Origin of the sequence: Microbacterium schleiferi, from assembly GCF_015565955.1 — a bacterium.
GTDB lineage: Bacteria > Actinomycetota > Actinomycetes > Actinomycetales > Microbacteriaceae > Microbacterium > Microbacterium schleiferi_A.
The window spans coordinates 2,883,994-2,899,042 of record NZ_CP064760.1 but is presented as its reverse complement, the minus strand read 5'-3'; the positions used below and the strand labels follow the sequence as shown (position 1 = coordinate 2,899,042).

The 15,049-nt window shown below is 67.4% G+C and carries 12 protein-coding genes and 2 tRNA genes; 8 read left to right on the top strand and 6 right to left on the bottom strand.

From position 1 onward, the window contains the following. Positions 1-82: 82 nt before the first annotated feature. A complete protein-coding gene (gene pheA, locus IT882_RS14130) occupies positions 83-1,039 on the top strand; it encodes a prephenate dehydratase (protein WP_229382153.1) in 957 nt (318 codons plus the stop codon). Positions 1,040-1,047: 8 nt separating this feature from the next. Further along, the gene (locus tag IT882_RS14125) at positions 1,048-1,449 is read left to right on the top strand and encodes a hypothetical protein (RefSeq protein ID WP_195692367.1); all 402 of its coding nucleotides are present in this window, start codon (positions 1,048-1,050) and stop codon (positions 1,447-1,449) included. Here the strand turns inward: IT882_RS14125 and IT882_RS14120 are convergent. Beyond that, positions 1,433-2,800 carry a cryptochrome/photolyase family protein gene (locus IT882_RS14120; protein WP_195692366.1) on the bottom strand — a complete coding sequence of 456 codons (1,368 nt, stop codon included), beginning with the start codon at positions 2,798-2,800 and terminating at the stop codon, positions 1,433-1,435. The two genes, IT882_RS14125 and IT882_RS14120, sit on opposite strands and share 17 nt — an antisense overlap. A gap of 116 nt (positions 2,801-2,916) precedes the next feature. Between IT882_RS14120 and IT882_RS14115 the strand changes: the two genes are divergently transcribed. Further along, positions 2,917-4,200, top strand: a complete 1,284-nt coding sequence (locus tag IT882_RS14115; protein ID WP_195692365.1) for a serine hydrolase domain-containing protein — start codon at positions 2,917-2,919, stop codon at positions 4,198-4,200. A 90-nt stretch (positions 4,201-4,290) separates the two neighbouring features. On the opposite strand, the gene IT882_RS14110 is transcribed toward IT882_RS14115, so the two are convergent. From IT882_RS14110 to IT882_RS14095, 4 genes are read right to left on the bottom strand one after another with little or no spacing between them, the layout of a single operon-like run. Then, positions 4,291-5,340 carry an LLM class flavin-dependent oxidoreductase gene (locus tag IT882_RS14110; RefSeq protein WP_195692364.1) on the bottom strand — a complete coding sequence of 350 codons (1,050 nt, stop codon included), beginning with the start codon at positions 5,338-5,340 and terminating at the stop codon, positions 4,291-4,293. A 42-nt stretch (positions 5,341-5,382) separates the two neighbouring features. After that, the gene (locus IT882_RS14105) at positions 5,383-6,744 is read right to left on the bottom strand and encodes an HNH endonuclease (RefSeq protein WP_195692363.1); all 1,362 of its coding nucleotides are present in this window, start codon (positions 6,742-6,744) and stop codon (positions 5,383-5,385) included. Between the two features lie 3 nt (positions 6,745-6,747). Then, complete coding sequence (locus tag IT882_RS14100; RefSeq protein WP_229382152.1) at positions 6,748-7,284, bottom strand: GNAT family N-acetyltransferase; 537 nt, start codon at positions 7,282-7,284, stop codon at positions 6,748-6,750. A gap of 20 nt (positions 7,285-7,304) precedes the next feature. Next, entirely contained in the window at positions 7,305-8,387 is a 1,083-nt protein-coding gene (locus IT882_RS14095) for a diacylglycerol/lipid kinase family protein (protein WP_195692361.1), read from the bottom strand. A gap of 235 nt (positions 8,388-8,622) precedes the next feature. On the opposite strand from IT882_RS14095, the gene serS reads away from it, so the two are divergent. The 3 genes from serS (at position 8,623) to IT882_RS14080 (ending at position 10,957) form a co-directional block, all read left to right on the top strand. Beyond that, positions 8,623-9,888, top strand: coding sequence for a serine--tRNA ligase (gene serS, locus IT882_RS14090; protein ID WP_195692360.1), 1,266 nt, complete (start codon positions 8,623-8,625; stop codon positions 9,886-9,888). After that, positions 9,885-10,793 carry an HAD family hydrolase gene (locus IT882_RS14085; RefSeq protein WP_195692359.1) on the top strand — a complete coding sequence of 303 codons (909 nt, stop codon included), beginning with the start codon at positions 9,885-9,887 and terminating at the stop codon, positions 10,791-10,793. Before serS ends, IT882_RS14085 begins: the two co-directional genes overlap by 4 nt. 76 nt (positions 10,794-10,869) lie before the next feature. Continuing rightward, a tRNA-Ser gene (locus IT882_RS14080) sits at positions 10,870-10,957 on the top strand. A gap of 193 nt (positions 10,958-11,150) precedes the next feature. On the opposite strand, the gene IT882_RS14075 is transcribed toward IT882_RS14080, so the two are convergent. Next, the gene (locus tag IT882_RS14075; RefSeq protein WP_195692358.1) at positions 11,151-13,241 is read right to left on the bottom strand and encodes a DUF4012 domain-containing protein; all 2,091 of its coding nucleotides are present in this window, start codon (positions 13,239-13,241) and stop codon (positions 11,151-11,153) included. Between the two features lie 301 nt (positions 13,242-13,542). Between IT882_RS14075 and IT882_RS14070 the strand changes: the two genes are divergently transcribed. Together IT882_RS14070 and IT882_RS14065 are read left to right on the top strand one after the other, a co-directional pair. Then, the gene (locus tag IT882_RS14070) at positions 13,543-14,829 is read left to right on the top strand and encodes an LCP family protein (RefSeq protein ID WP_229382151.1); all 1,287 of its coding nucleotides are present in this window, start codon (positions 13,543-13,545) and stop codon (positions 14,827-14,829) included. A gap of 76 nt (positions 14,830-14,905) precedes the next feature. After that, a tRNA-Ser gene (locus IT882_RS14065) sits at positions 14,906-14,997 on the top strand. Positions 14,998-15,049: the final 52 nt, after the last annotated feature.

Here is a 15,049-nt window from a genome sequence, read left to right as displayed (position 1 = left end):
CCCGCGCGGGCGCACGCAATGCCCGCACGGTACGAGGTTCGCGTCTGGGCGTGGCCGAGTGGCAGGTCTAGGCTGGTGTGCCGTGAGCGATGAGCCCGAAGCGAACCGCAGGACCTACAGCTATCTCGGACCAGCGGGGACCTTTACCGAAGCGGCCCTGGCGCAGGTGCCGGAGGCGCGGGGGCAGAACTGGCGCCCTGTCCGCAATGTCGGCGAGGCGCTCGCCGACGTCGTCGAGGGTCGCTCGGATGCGGCGATGATCGCGATCGAGAACTCGGTCGACGGCGGGGTGTCGACAGCGCAGGATGCTCTCGCGACGATGCCGGGCCTTCGCATCGTCGGTGAGTATCTCGTCCCGGTGGAGTTCGTGCTGGTCGGGCGCCCCGGCACCCGGCTCGAGGATGTGTCGCTGGTTGCCGCGCACCCCGTGGCGTACGCCCAGTGCCTGCGGTGGCTCACGGCAACCCTCCCCGCCCACGCGCACATCCCGGCCGCCTCGAACGTCGCGAGTGCCGTCGGACTGATCGACGGCACCTCGGATGCTGATGCCGCGATCGCCGCTCCCGGCATCCTGGAGCACCTCGACGTCGAGCTGCTGGCCGAGGGGATCGGCGACAACGCTGAGGCGGTGACGCGGTTCGTGCTGGTGAGTCGAACCGTCGCTCCGCCCGAGCCGACCGGTGCCGACAAGACCTCGCTCATCGCGGAGCTGCCCGATGATCACCCCGGGGCGCTGCTGGAGATGCTCGAGCAGTTCGCCACGCGGGGGATCAACCTGAGCCTGCTCGCCTCCCGGCCGATCGGGGATGCGCTGGGCCGCTACCGATTCGTCATCGACGCTGACGGCCACATCAAGGACGAGCGCATGGCTGACGCGCTCCTGGGGCTTCGGCGTTTCAGCCCCAAGGTGATCTTCTTGGGCTCCTACCCCCGCGCCGACCATGCGATCGTGCGCTACCCCGACCGGTATTCCGACGACGTCTTCGTCGAGGCCCGCGACTGGTTGCGCGGCCTCCTGTCGGGCGAGCCCGACCGCTGAACCCGGCCATGGACATCCTGGTGACGGTCGCGGCGCTGGTCGCTGTCGTTCTGCTGGTCGTTCTTGTGGGGTTTCAGGTCGCGCTCGCGGCCGGAGTCCCGTGGGGGAAAGCCGCGTACGGGGGAGCATCCGCGACTATCGAGCCGCGGCTTCGGATCGCGAGCGGCGTCGCGGCGGTGATCTGGGCGCTGGTCGCCTGGTTCTTCCTGGCTCTTGCGATCCCTGCCATCCCGGGCCCGGTGCCCGAGTCGTGGCAGATCGTGGTGCTGTGGGTGCTCGTGGGCCTGTTCGCGATCGCCACCGCGATGAATGCGATCTCGCGCAGCCGTATCGAGCGCGCCATCTGGACGCCGGTGTCGGCTGTTCTTGTGGTGTGCGCGGTGGTCGTCGTGCTCAGCGCGCGTTCTTGACGGTCTCGTAGGCGGCTAGGGCCGCATCCCGCGTGGCCTTCAGATCCACGATCGGCACGGGCGCATCGCCCGCGTACTCGGGAGCCCAGCGGTGCACATACGTGCCGTCCGGGTCGAACTTGGCGGCCTGGAGCTCGGGATTGAAGATGCGGAAGTACGGTGCAGCGTCGGCGCCCGAGCCCGCAACCCACTGCCAGCTGAAGGGGTTCGAGGCGGCATCCGCGTCGACCAGGGTGTCCCAGAACCACTGTTCGCCCTTGCGCCAGTCGATCATGAGGTTCTTCGTGAGGAAGGATGCCGTCACCATGCGCACACGGTTGTGCATCGTGCCGGTGTGCCAGAGTTCGCGCATCCCGGCATCCACGAGCGCAACGCCGGTGCGCCCGTGCTGCCAGGCCTCCAGCCGCGCCGGATTCAGTCGCGGCCAGGGGAACGCGTCGAACTCGGAGCGCCAGTTCTTGGTCGCAAGCTCGGGGAAATGGAACAGGATGTGCCACGCGAACTCGCGCCAGCCGACCTCGGCGAGAAACTTCTGGGCCGCGGCAGCGTGCTGCCCCTCTGCGTGGCGGGCCCGGGTCTGGTGCCAGAGCTCGTGCGGGCTGATCTCGCCCCACCGGAGGTGCGGTGAGAGGCGGGAGGTGACGGCTCGGTCGGGGCGGTCGCGCTCTGCCGCGTAGTCGGGGAGGTCGTCGGCGAGGAATGCTTCGAGGCGAGCGTGGGCTGGTGCTTCGCCGGGCTCCCAGTTCTCACGCAGACCTGCCGCCCAGTCGGGCTGGGTCGGCAGCAGCCGCCAGTCACGCAGGTCGTCGCTGTCGACGCCGGGGCGGGCGCCACGGGCATCGGTGGGCGCGGGAAGCGGCTCGCGCGGCTCCGGCAGGGCCATGCAGGCCTTCCAGAACGGGGTGAACACGCCATAGGGCGTGCCCGAGCCGGTGCGGACGGTCCACGGTTCGAACAGCAGGTTCGCGCCGAACGAGCGCACCTCGAGGCCCGCATCCCGCAGCTCGGACTTCAGCTGGGCGTCGATATCGCGGTCGGGGAGCGCGTAGCGCCGGTTCCAGTAGATCGCGTCGGCGTCGGTCTCGGCGACGAGCTGTCGGATCACTTCGCCGGCGGCGCCTCGTCGCAGTATGAGGGTGATGCCGAGCTCACTCAGGGCGCTGGCCAGGGCGCTGAGGCTGTGGTGCAGCCACCAGCGGCTGGCTGCGCCGAGAGGGCGGATGCCGGGCGTGTGTTCGTCGAGGACGAAGACCGCGACGATCGGCTCACCCCGCTGCACTGCTTCGTGAAGTGCGGGATTGTCACCGATCCGCAGGTCGTCTCGAAACCAGACGATCGTGCGAGAGGTCACGTTGGGATGTTAGTGCCCGCTGATACCCCGAGGGCGGTTGCTCCACATCTGGGCAGGGTAGGTTCTCGTACCGTGGCGGGCCCGACCCCGACGGATCCGCCGCGGAAGGAGCCCTGATGAGCCCCGCCCGATCAGTTCTGCCCGACCGCGTGACGCCCTCGCGTCGCAGCTCCGCTCGCCACGGGCGTCCGCTGCTGCTGGCGCCCGTGCTCGCCGCAGCTCTGCTCGTTTCGGGGTGCGTCGGGACCGATGCCGACGACCGATCCGCCGGTGTCGCGGGGACGGATGCCGACATCATCCGCGCCGCCGTCGAGTCGTCGATGGAGCAGGTCGGTGCGCGAGCGGCGATCGTGCGCGTCATGCGCGGCGACGAGGTCCTGCTGACCGAGGCGTGGGGTGAGTCGATGACCGGTGTGCCCGCGACGGTCGATATGCACTTCCGCAACGGTGCGGTCGCGATTCCGCAGGTGGCGACTGTCCTTCTCCAGCTGGTCGATGAGGGCGTCGTGAGTCTCGATGACCGTCTCTCGTCCTGGCTTCCGGACGTGCCCTATGCGGACGAGGTGGAACTCGGTCAGCTCGCGCAGATGACGTCGGGCTATCCCGACTACCTCTGGAGCGACGAGTTTCGCGACGCATTCTCTGCCGATCCGTTCCGGCAGTGGGAGCCGGACGAACTGATCGCGCTGGCGACCGCGCAGCCGCAGGTGTACGCCCCCGGAACCAACTGGAACTACTCCCACACCAACTACGTGATTCTTGGCCTCGCACTCGAGGAGATCACCGGCACGCCGCTTGATGAACTCATCCGCGACCGCATCCTCGATCCGCTCGGGATGACGCAGACCGACGACCCGGGAACACCCGAACTGCTGAGCCCGCCGCTTCATGCGTACACCGAAGAGCGGCGCACGGATCTGGGCATCGAGCCGGGCATCCCCTTCATCGAGGAGTCGACGTCGTGGAACCCGTCATGGACGCTGGCCCGGGGCGCGATTCAGAACACCGACATCACCGACATGGCTACCGTCATCCGGGCGATCGGACGGGGAGATCTGCTCAGCGAGGAAAGCCACGAGCTGCAGGTGGCGCCGACGCTTCGGGGCACCACGACACCGGTTGAGGGATGCCCGACGTGTTTCGTGCAGAGCGAGGGCTACACGTTCGGGTACGGCATCGTGCTCACCGGCGATTGGTTGATGCAGAACCCGCTGTTCCATGGGTACGCGGGGGTCGCGGCGTATCTCCCCGCCGAGGACCTCACGATCGCGATCGCCGCGACCTACGGGCCTGACGCGTTCGACGAGGACGGCGAGCCGCGCGGGAACATTGCGATGCCTCTGTTCGCGAAGCTGGCCGAGACGCTCGCCCCCGATCATCCGGTGCCGTCGCGTTCGTAATCTCGTCCGCGCCGGGCGGGCCCCGTGCAGTGCCCGCGTGCGGATGGCTTCGGAGCGCGCGCGGGCCGTCAGGCTCCGGCGTGCGGTCGGTCAGGCTGCCGCGGCGAGGCGTTCGAGGGTGCGCAGCCGCGCGGGTGCGGCATCCATCGGGTCGGCCTCGTGGGCCGCGGCGACGGGCGAGATCATGACCTCGTCGACCTCCCAGCGTGACGCGACCGCGCGCAGACGTTCCGTCACCGCGTCGGCGGTGCCGATGAACCAGCGCTCCGCTGCCCACGACGCAAGCGGTGCTGCCAGAGCGTCGGATGCCTCGGCGGCTTGCGCCTGCTCCACGGTTTCGAGCGCGGTCAGGGGGCGCCCACCGCGGAGCCGCGCCATCATCCGCAGCTGCGGGAGAGCGAGGGCGTCGGCGTCGGCATCCGTGTCACCGACGACGACGTTCGCCGTGAGGAAGGTGCGCGGGACGTCGCCCTCGGCCGCCGGACGGAACTGCGAGCGGTACAGGCTGAGCGAGCGCTCGAGCCCGTCGCCCGAGAAGTGGTTCGCGAAGACGTAGGGAAGCCCCATGGATGCCGCCAGCTGCGCCGAGTAGTCGCTCGAGCCCAGCAGCCAGAGTTCGGGGGACGCGGTCGCGGCGGGGGTTGCGTGAACGGCGTACTCCTGGCCGGAAGTGAATCGCAGGCTCGCGCCGTCGGGGGACGACAGGGCGAGGATGTCGCGGATGTTGTCGGGGAAGCGCTCGACGTCGCTCGTGGTGCCCGACTGCCGCAGCAGTTGTGTGATGACCGGGTCGCTGCCGGGAGCGCGACCGATGCCGAGGTCGATGCGTCCGGGGGCGATCGCCTCGAGGGCGGCGAACTGTTCGGCGACGACGAGCGGCGAGTGGTTGGGGAGCATGACACCGCCCGAACCGAGCCGGATGCGCGACGTGCGCGCCGCTGCCGCAGCGACCAAGACGGGAGGGGTCGTCGACGCCACAGCTGGCATGTTGTGGTGTTCGGCGAACCAGTAGCGCCGGTACCCCAGCCGGTCGGCGGCGTCGGCCAGCCCGAGCGATGCGGTGATCGCCTGGGCGCTGGTCTGGCCGGTGCGAACCGGGACGAGGTCGAGGATGGAGAGGGCAAGCGGTGCGTCGGACATCGTTCCATCCAACGCCGGGTAGCTCGATCCCATTCCGGTGGGTCAGAAAGGTGCCGGTTCACCGGGCTCGTCTGGCGTGAAGTGCACGGAGACGGGCGGTGGATGGTCGGCGTAGACCCGGCCCGTGGGCGAGGTGAACTGAAGGATGCCGCCGTCGAGTTGCTGCACCTGCCAGGCCGTGAACTGCTTCATCGAATGATGTCGCTGACAGAAATGGCAGAGATTCCCGTGCTCGGTCTTGCCGCCCTTGGCGTAGTCGTCGTTGTGGTCGACCTCGCAGCGGATGGCCGGAATGCGGCATCCGAGCGTCCGACAGTGTTGATCCCGGGCCCGAAGCCAGCGGTTCAGCGCCGCGGGTCGCGCGTAGCCATCGGCCGCTAGAACCGTGCCGCTGATGGGGTGGGTGACCAGCCGCTCCCACCAGGTGGCGCCGGCGGCGAGTTCTCGCGCCGTTTCGGGATCGATGGGGGAGTAGCCCACGAGGTCCGCGGGCCCTGCGGTGTCGGTGTCGGTCAGGGCGAGCGCGGGAACGACGACCTGCACCTTCGCGCGGATCGCACCGAGCGGGCCCGGTCCGTCTCCGGCGGCAGGGTCGACAACAGGCGAGCCAGCGAGCAGCAGCTGTGCGAACAGATCGGCGCGGATCTGATCCATCGTGCGGGTATCGCCGGTAAAGATGTTGCCCCGAGCGTCGAGCCCATCCTCGGTGCAATCTGGACCGGGTCGTGAATCGATGATCGCGTGTGCCATCTGGGTCAGCCGGTCGTCGATGCCGACAGCAATCACCGTCGGCACCGGCGCGCAGACCTCGCTCATTCCGTCTGACAACGGCCTGATCCGCACGGTGCGCGCCTCGCGGGCTTCCTGGTGGCGCTCCTGGGTGGTGCGTGGGTGCATGCGCTCGGCGAGGATCATGACGGAGGCGCGAATCCGGTTGGCCGAGTCGGTCAGGCATCGCTCGGTGGCGAGCCGGTCGAACTCGGCGCGCATGTCGAGCGGAAGAGGGGCGCCAGCTTCGACGACGAGACGGACATGCTGCCGGGTGATCGCAGCGGTCTCGCGTGCCGCCAGCAGGGTGGGGTAATCCTCGACAAGCTGAACGGCGTCATTGATCTGGCGTTGCATTGACCTGTCACTAACGCGCGAGGCAGCTCCCAGCTCGAGCGCGATCGACCGCAGTGCCATGTCGTGCGCGCGCACTGTGGCTGTCTGCCCGGCGGCCTGTTTGCGCGCCAGCTGTCCGGCGCGCGCGAGCACGCGAACGCGTGCCACTTCTTCGCGTGCTGCCCGAGCCTCGACATCCTCGAAGTCGGAGAGGATCTGGCACAGGGCGCCGAGGTCGGCATCCGTGTACCCGATCACCGGCCCGATTGACCGGTCATCCCTACCAACATTCGAAGACATGTTCTAATGATGACAGGTGCCTCCGACATTGCTCGGGGCAGTCGGATCTGTCCGCATCAGCGCTCGTCGAGGCGCGGTCGGGGAGGAAAGGGTGACCGATCTGCGCGCGGGCTTCATGTCGTAGGTGACCCACGGGGTAGCCGTGGCGTGGGTGTCATATACCGAGCGTGCTGACGCGTTGTCTGCCGCGGTAATCCACCGCACAACGCTCGCGCCCTCCGCGGCGGCGCGTTCCGCGGCGTCCCGCAGCAGGGCGGATGCCGCGCCGTGTCCGCGTGCCTCCGGCGCGGTGAAGAGGTCGTCAAGATACAGGCCCATGGTTGCTGTCGACGGACGAGCGAACCACCGCAGGTTTGCCAGCGCAATCGGTTGATCGTTGTCGTCGACGGCGACGAGCCCGATGAATCCGTGTTGCCTGTCTCTGACCCAGAGCCACGTCGTTGCCACGGCGTCCGTGTCCTCGGGCAGCAGGTAGAACGATCGATAGCCCGAGTAGAGACGCTTCCACGCGTCTTCGTCCTCGCGTTCAACCGGGCGCACGTGCACAGTCATACCGTCGCCTACGTGCCGGTGATGTCGTGGCCGGCGGGAATCGCGATGACGAGACCCTTCTGTTCGACGCGGCACTCGATCCGTACTGCTTCACCGAACTCGTCGCCGTCCAGCTGCACGGGCTGCGCTGCCTCGGGCATGATCTCGACGGTTGCGCCGCGGGAGTAGACGATGGCGTTGTCGGCGGTGCGCAGCTTCAGCAGAGCCTGGGTGCGGTGTAGTCGCCGCCGCAGGAATCCGTTGATCCAGGCGACCCGCCGCCAGACGAAGAACCATCCGAAGAACCCCTTCGGTTGGATGACGGCGACATCCAACTGGCCGTCCGCGACGGAGGCCTCGGGAATGAGTGTGAGTCCAGCGGGCAGGGACCCGCAGTTCGCGAACAGCACGCTCTGGACTCGCGCGGTTCGCATCCGCTGTCCCGATACCTCATACAGGATGCGGAATGGCTTCGCGGTCCAGAGGGACCGAGCAGCTCCGTCGACGTACGCGATCCAGCCCAGGCGCTTCTTCAGGTCGCTGTTCGTGTTCGCGATCATCGCGGCATCCATACCCATGCCGCCCATGACGACGAACGCGTGCTCGTGGCGGGACCCGTCGGCGCGCCGGAGCTCGGCCATCCCGACGTCGATCGTTTCGTGATCGCCCGAGAACGTCGCCGTCACCATCGCATCGGGCGGCGACAGCGGCAGCTGCAGGTTGCGTGCGAGAAGGTTTCCGGTTCCCGACGGCACGATCGTCAGGGGCACGCCGGTTCCCGTCAGGGCCTCGGCGACGGCGCGCACGGTGCCATCCCCGCCCGCGACCAGCACCGCATCCGCTCCCGCGTCCAGCGCCTCGCGGGTCGCGAGCTGACCGAGGTCGTCGACGGTCGTCTCGAAGAACAGGGGAGTGCCCCAGCCTGCAGCGGCTGATTCGCGCTCGACCGAGGCGCGGATGGCATCCTGATCGACCTTGATGGGGTTGTAGACCAGCGCCGCGCGCTTGGTGTCCCCCGGCTGTGCCTCGTGGCCAGCAGAATCGACCGGCGAATCGGTGCCAGGGTCGTTGGTCGACGCGGCTTCCTCATCGGATGCGGAAGCGTGCGTCATGCACACACGATAACGCTCCGGACTGGGGGAGCCCGGTGCCCCGGACCGAAGCCCCGGACCGAACGCAGGATCAACTGGCTACCAGGGCCCTGCGCGGGGGCCGGATGCCGTTCTCGTCCTGCGTTCGGGCCACGACACGGGACGTGGAAACCGCCGCAGGACGCGAGCAGACGCCGAGGTTGGCGCACGGTCGGACCCGCGGAGCCCGATCAGGGCGCTGTGACAGACTTATCGGGTGATCGATCCTGTGCTGCTTCGTGAAAACCCTGAGCTGGTCAAGCGCTCGCAGGAAGCTCGCGGGCACTCGTCTGAGACCGTGGATGCCGCCCTCGACGCCGACCGAGAGCGCCGCGCCGCGATCACGGCTTTCGAGGAACTCCGGGCCGCGCAAAACGCCCACGGCAAGAGGGTTGCGCAGGCGCCGAAGGATGAGAAGGCCGCCCTCGTCGCCGAGGCCAAGGAGCTGAGCGAGCGGGTCAAGCAGGCCCAGCAGCGAGTCACCGTCGCCGAAGAGGCTGCCGACGCAGCCCTCTCACGCATCGAGAACATCGTCATCGACGGGGTACCGGCCGGCGGCGAGGCGAACTTCGTTACGCTCCGCACGCATGGTGAGGTGCCCACGTTCGACTTCACACCCCGCGATCACCTCGAGATCGGCGAGATCCTCGGTGCGATCGACATGGAGCGCGGCACGAAGGTGTCGGGCAGCCGCTTCTACTTCCTCACCGGCATCGGTGCGCGCCTCGAGATCGCGATCATGAACCTCGCTCTCGACCGCGCCCTGCAGGCCGGCTTCACTCCCGTCATCCCCCCGACGCTCGTGCGCCCCGAGGTGATGCGCGGCACCGGCTTCCTGGGGGAGCACGCCGACGAGATCTACCACCTCGACGACGATGATCTCTACCTCGTCGGTACGAGCGAGGTTCCGCTCGCCGGTTACCACATGGACGAGATCATCGATTTCGCCAAGGGCCCGAAGCGTTACGCCGGCTGGTCGACCTGCTACCGCCGCGAAGCGGGTTCCTACGGGAAAGACACCCGCGGCATCATCCGCGTTCATCAGTTCAACAAGCTAGAGATGTTCGTCTACACGAATCTCGAGGACGCCGAAGCAGAGCACCTCCGGCTCGTCGAGATGCAGGAGCGGATGCTGCAAGACCTCGGCCTTGCCTATCGCGTCATCGATGTTGCGGCCGGCGATCTCGGTTCCAGCGCCGCCCGGAAGTACGACGTCGAGGCTTGGGTTCCGACTCAGGATGCCTACCGTGAGCTCACCAGCACGAGTAACTGCACGACCTTCCAGGCGCGTCGGCTCGACATCCGGCACCGTCCCGACGGGGGGAAGACACAGCACGTGGCGACGCTCAACGGGACGCTCGCGACCACGCGCTGGATCGTCGCACTGCTCGAGACGCACCAGCGCGAGGACGGATCGGTGACGGTTCCCGAGGTGCTGCGCCCGTACCTCGGCGGGCTGGAGATTCTGGAGCCGGTCGCGTGACGGATGCCGGGGTGCCGCCCGCCGGCGAGCTCGAAGCGGTTCCCGAAGAGGATGCCGCCGAGATCGTCGAGGAACTCGCCGACGAGACCGAGCGCCACCCGCGGAGGACGTCGCGGCTGCTCATCGCCCTCGACATCGACGGCACGGTTCTGCTCGAAGACGAGACGCTCAGCCCCGGCGTCGTGGAGGCCGTGGAGCACGCACGTCGCGCCGGGCACGAGGTCATGCTCGCAACAGGTCGGTCGTGGTCGAGCACCCGCGGGGTGGTTCGCGTCCTCGAGATCGAACCCGACTACGTCGTCTGCTCGAACGGCACCGTCATCCTCAAGAAGGTCGAGGGTGACGAGGTGCTCTACGAGCAGGTGCATACCGAGACCTTCGACGCGACTGAGGTCGTCACTCTGCTGCGCGAGCATCTGCCCGACGCGAAGTACATGGTCGAGCTCGAAGATGGCAGCCGCCTGTACACCGAGGAACTCGACGACTGGAACCTTCTCGGCGCCCGCCGCGTCGCGTTCGACGAACTCACCCGTGAACCGGTGTGCCGCGTTGTCGTCGTCTCACCCGATCACGCCGAGGGGGACTTCGTCGACCTCGTCGCGCAGGTCGGCCTCAACGAGGTCTCGTACGCGATCGGATGGACCGCCTGGCTCGACATCGCCCCGCCGGGAATCGACAAATCCACGGCGCTGGAGATGGTGCGCGGGTGGCTCGGCTTCGACCCGCACGAGGTTCTCGTGATCGGCGATGGCCGCAACGACCTCGGCATGTTCGCGTGGGCGCTCGAGCACGGCGGTCGTGCGATCGCGATGGCGCAGGGCCCCCAGGAGGTCCTCGACGCCGCGGGCGAGATCACGGCATCCGTTCACGAGGGCGGCGTCGCAGCCATCCTTCGCGCGCTCTGACCCTCGCGCGGGAACCTCACCGAGGCTGTCGGATAGAGTGGACGCCGTTCGATGGATGCCGTGCACGGCATCGTCGGGAGGGTTGTCCGAGCGGCCGATGGACCTGGTCTTGAAAACCAGTGGGCAGCAATGTCCCGTGGGTTCGAATCCCACACCCTCCGCCATCGGAAGAGGCGTCGCCCGAAGGGCGGCGCCTCTTCCGATTCTTGAGCGCGGCGGGTTCGAACCCTTGGGTTGGGCCCACGCCGCCCGAGGCTCCGCGCGCCGCGTAGCGGCGTGTGGAGTGGCGGTGGGGAGAATCCCACGCCCTCCGCCCGATTCTCGGGTGCGGCGGGTTCGCGCGATGCGCCGGTGGACTCAGCCGATCTTCGTCAGGGAGATGTTGGTCGATCCCTCGGGGCTGGCGAACAAGCTCGCGCAGTTCGCGTCGACCGTGACCTGCGTGTCGTTCGCGCCCGGCGTGTGACGCAGCTGCAGCGGTCCGAGTGGCCCGTCGGGGAGCTGAACCTCGTACGAGATCGTGCGCGACTTGCCCATCGGCAGCAGCAGGGTGCGGCTCAGCCCTTCGTTCCCGTGGTCGGTTCCCGAGCGATCGTGGAACGCGCCATCCTGCCAATCGCCCCGCTTTGGATCGGTCCAGAGGATCTCCCCACCGGGCGGCGCGAAGAACAGGACGTCGAGCATCATCGTGCGTGGGTCGATCCCGCGGTTCGCGTTGCGAAGCCCGAGCGTGTACTCGCTCTTGATGTCTTTGGTGATGCTGTTGTGCAGGTTCATTGTGACGGTGATGGTGCGCTCGTCGACGTTGCAGGTGGCGTGCTGATCGTAGGTCAGGTGATAGTTCAGTTTGCCGATGGAGTAGTCGTTGAAATAGATGCCGAGCTGGGTGGCATCCGTGTTGTCTTCCCGCAGCGACGCGTCGAGGCCGTACTCGGTTGCGAATGCTTCCAGGCTGGGGTCCGCGAACCACATCTGAATGCGACCTTCGCCCGCGCTGCGCACGAGCTGGTCCCACATGGCGCTGAATTCCCAGTTGCCGCTGGTGAGGGCGCTGAACATCTTCGAGGTCACCTCGTTGAAGAACGCATCCATTGCGGCGTTGTCGGCGCCGTAGCGCTCGTACGGTTCGCTCATGAGCAGCGACGCCGTGTTCTCGGCCGTGACCTGCTCTCCCGAATCGAGGGTGAGGGGCCCGGTCGCCTCGATGAGGTGGGCAAGCACGATGGGATCGATCGAGATCGCACCGTCGAATTCCGGCAGGTCCTCCCATTCGCGTGTCGCCTGGAAGAGGTCGACCGCGCGCGGGAATTCCGGCGTCATCGTGAAGTTCGAGGACCAGTTGTTGAGTTCCGGGGGGTAGAGCGACCGAACGCTGCGAGGGAACGTGATCAACGACCCGTTCTCGGTGTCGAAGCCCAGCGACGGAAGCCGCGAGTACATGAGGTCGACGCCATTGTCTTGACCCACGAGCTCGGCCTGGCCATTGTCGACCTTGAGGATGAGCCAGTGGGCGACACCGCCGCCGGTCGCCCGGATCTCGGCGGGTGTCTGGATCATGACCTGGTAAAGCATCGGCCCATTAGCACCGGCGGCGTGCAGGAGGGCCGGGAGGTTCTCTTGCGCAACCTTGAGGATCGGCACCGCCTGGTCGAGCAGCCCGACCATCTCATCCATCGGCTCGTAGACGGCGGGCAAGACATCCGTACGGTCCATGCTTGCCGCGATGGTCGAGGCTTCTTCGAAGGAGGAGATGACGGTTGGCAACACCGTCTCGGCTTCGAGGAACGGTTGCAGGTTGATCCCGAGGCTTCCCTCGGCCCGCTGCTGGTCGACGTTCGCGGCAGCGACCATGTTCACGACGGGTGGGATCGACTGGCTAGCGATCGCGTTCACTGCCTCGGCGACAGTACGAACGGCGAGCACATTGTTGCCGATCCGGGGGAGCGTGGATGCCAGATCCCACAGCGGTCCGTTAGCGGTCTCGGAGGCGCGCTGTGTGCGCGCTACGACCTCATCGCCCGCCTGCTGCAGGCTGTCGACGTTACCCGACACCGCGGCCTCGGCGAGCCCGCCCAGTTGTGACTTGACGGTTTCGAGGTCGTCACGGACCTCGAGGACCTGCAGCGCGAAGACGCCTCCGAGGATGACGGTTCCGACGACGATCAGACCGAGAGGGCTGAGCGCGATCCAGAAGGTGCGCCATCCACGGCGCCTGCGCGACGCTCCCGACTCCGGCGCGGCGTGGCGGGCGAGCGGTCGCGCGGGGGCCCGTCGCTTTCGCGCCTCGCGACGGGTCATCGGGGTGACGGATGACGCACTCGACCGAGTTCGCGGTGCGACGGCCGGCGAATCCGACGAGCGACCCGCGCTCAGGGCAGGCTCACTGTGGGAGGAGGGCTCGCCTGCCGGGACGGAATCGGCCTGCCGGTCGCCGTCAACGGTGGTCACGGCGCCGATGTTACCGGGGACACATTGCGTGAAAGCCGAGCGCAAGCCGTGAAACCCGAACGAGAATGGCGGCCCGCGCGCGCGGTCCACCCCGCTCGGTCAGCGAGCCCACAGTGCGCGCACAGCGGGCATGGCATAACCTACCTTTCTTAAGGCATCCGTTCTTCGGCTGCGCCAGCATTCGACGTCCTCCAGCTCAACAACCCGTTACCGGATCGCGTCGTGGCGTACTCGAGGTGCAGCCTCGCGCAGCGCACTCCTCTGTTCACGTGAGCTGTGACGGTCGTCGAGAGGGAACTTTGTGAGCAAGACAGCACCGCAGCGCGGCCGTCGTACGGTGGCCCGTCATGGGGCGCTGAGGTCGCCGCATCCGTTCTCGGTCTTCATGAAGGCGCTCGGCATCGCGGTCGCCGTCGTCCTCGTCTCGGGAACCGGTGTTGCCGCGTACACCGTGTACGACCTCGCCTCCAGCTACGCGACCGAGAACACGGTCGAACTCGAAGAGCAGGTCGTCGTTCCACCCGACATCGGGGCGATCGAGGGTGGCGTCAATCTCTTCGTCGCGGGCACGGATGCCTGCGAGCCGGAGTTCGCAGCCATCTTCGGTGACCGCTGCTCAGGCGCCGACTCCGAGGGCGAGCTCAACGACGTCAACATGCTTGTGCACATCTCGGATGCTCCGCGCCGGGTGACAGTCATCTCGTTCCCTCGCGACCTCATGATCCCGATTCCCTCGTGCGACCGGGGTGACGGGTCGACGTCATCCGCGATGAGTAAGCAGCCCCTGAACTCCGCGTTCTATGCGGGCGGTGGCGCGGACGGCGGCGGCCTGTCGTGCGTCGTCAAGACCATTTCGCAGTTGAGCGGTCAGAGCATCCCCTTCGCAGCCAAGGTCACGTGGGGTGGCGTCATCAACATCACGGATGCCATCGGCGGTGTGGACGTGTGTGTCCAAGGCGGCATCAGCGACCCTCTCGCCGGCCTCTTTCTGCCCGACGGCATCTCCACCGTGTCGGGCACGCAGGCGCTCGCGTTCCTCCGTACCCGCAAGGGCGTCGGTGACGGCTCGGACCTGGGCCGGATCAGCAACCAGCAGCAGTACATGTCGAGCCTTGCGAAGAAGCTCGTGAGCGAGAACGTGCTCTCGGACCCTTCCACTCTCTATCGCCTCGCAACCGTCGCGATCGACAACATTACGAAGAGCTCGAGTCTCACGAACCCGTTGACGCTTGTGCAGATCGCGCTCGCGATCAAGGACGTGCCGTTCTCAGACATCGTCTTCGTTCAGTACCCCGTCAACGGCGACCCCGACGACCCGAACAAGGTCGTGCCGAACTACGCTGCCGCCGATCAACTGTGGGCAGCACTCGAAGCGAACGCCCCGATCGAGCTCACTGGCAAGGCCGGTGCGAACGGGAGCGTTGTCGATGTGACGCCGACCGAAGAGCCGGCTCCCGAGCCCACTACCGATCCGAACGCCACGGCCGCGCCCACAGAAGCCCCGGCTCAGGACGCCGCGGTGCTCCCGAACTCGATCAGCGGCTCGACGGCAGCGCAGACCACCTGCTCGGTCGGAAACCTCGGCTGACGGCATCCATTCGTCGCGTCGGACCGCAGCGGTTAGTATTGACGAGGTCATCCGCCCGATTCGGTCGCGGATGCCTGGAGACGTCGCATAGTCAGGCCTAGTGCACCACCCTGCTAAGGTGGAGTCCCCTCACGGGGACCGAGGGTTCAAATCCCTCCGTCTCCGCCAGAGAAATACCCGATGAGGCCGCGTATACGTCGCGTCTAGCGTGCGTTTCAAC

Excerpts from the sequence above, each read along its gene's own strand:
- IT882_RS14110 (WP_195692364.1), bottom strand. The coding sequence starts at position 5,340 with ATGTCCGACGCACCGCTTGCCCTCTCCATCCTCGACCTCGTCCCGGTT.
- IT882_RS14115 (WP_195692365.1), top strand. The coding sequence starts at position 2,917 with ATGAGCCCCGCCCGATCAGTTCTGCCCGACCGCGTGACGCCCTCGCGT.
- IT882_RS14125 (WP_195692367.1), top strand. The coding sequence starts at position 1,048 with ATGGACATCCTGGTGACGGTCGCGGCGCTGGTCGCTGTCGTTCTGCTG.
- IT882_RS14095 (WP_195692361.1), bottom strand. The coding sequence starts at position 8,387 with ATGACGCACGCTTCCGCATCCGATGAGGAAGCCGCGTCGACCAACGAC.
- IT882_RS14105 (WP_195692363.1), bottom strand. The coding sequence starts at position 6,744 with ATGTCTTCGAATGTTGGTAGGGATGACCGGTCAATCGGGCCGGTGATC.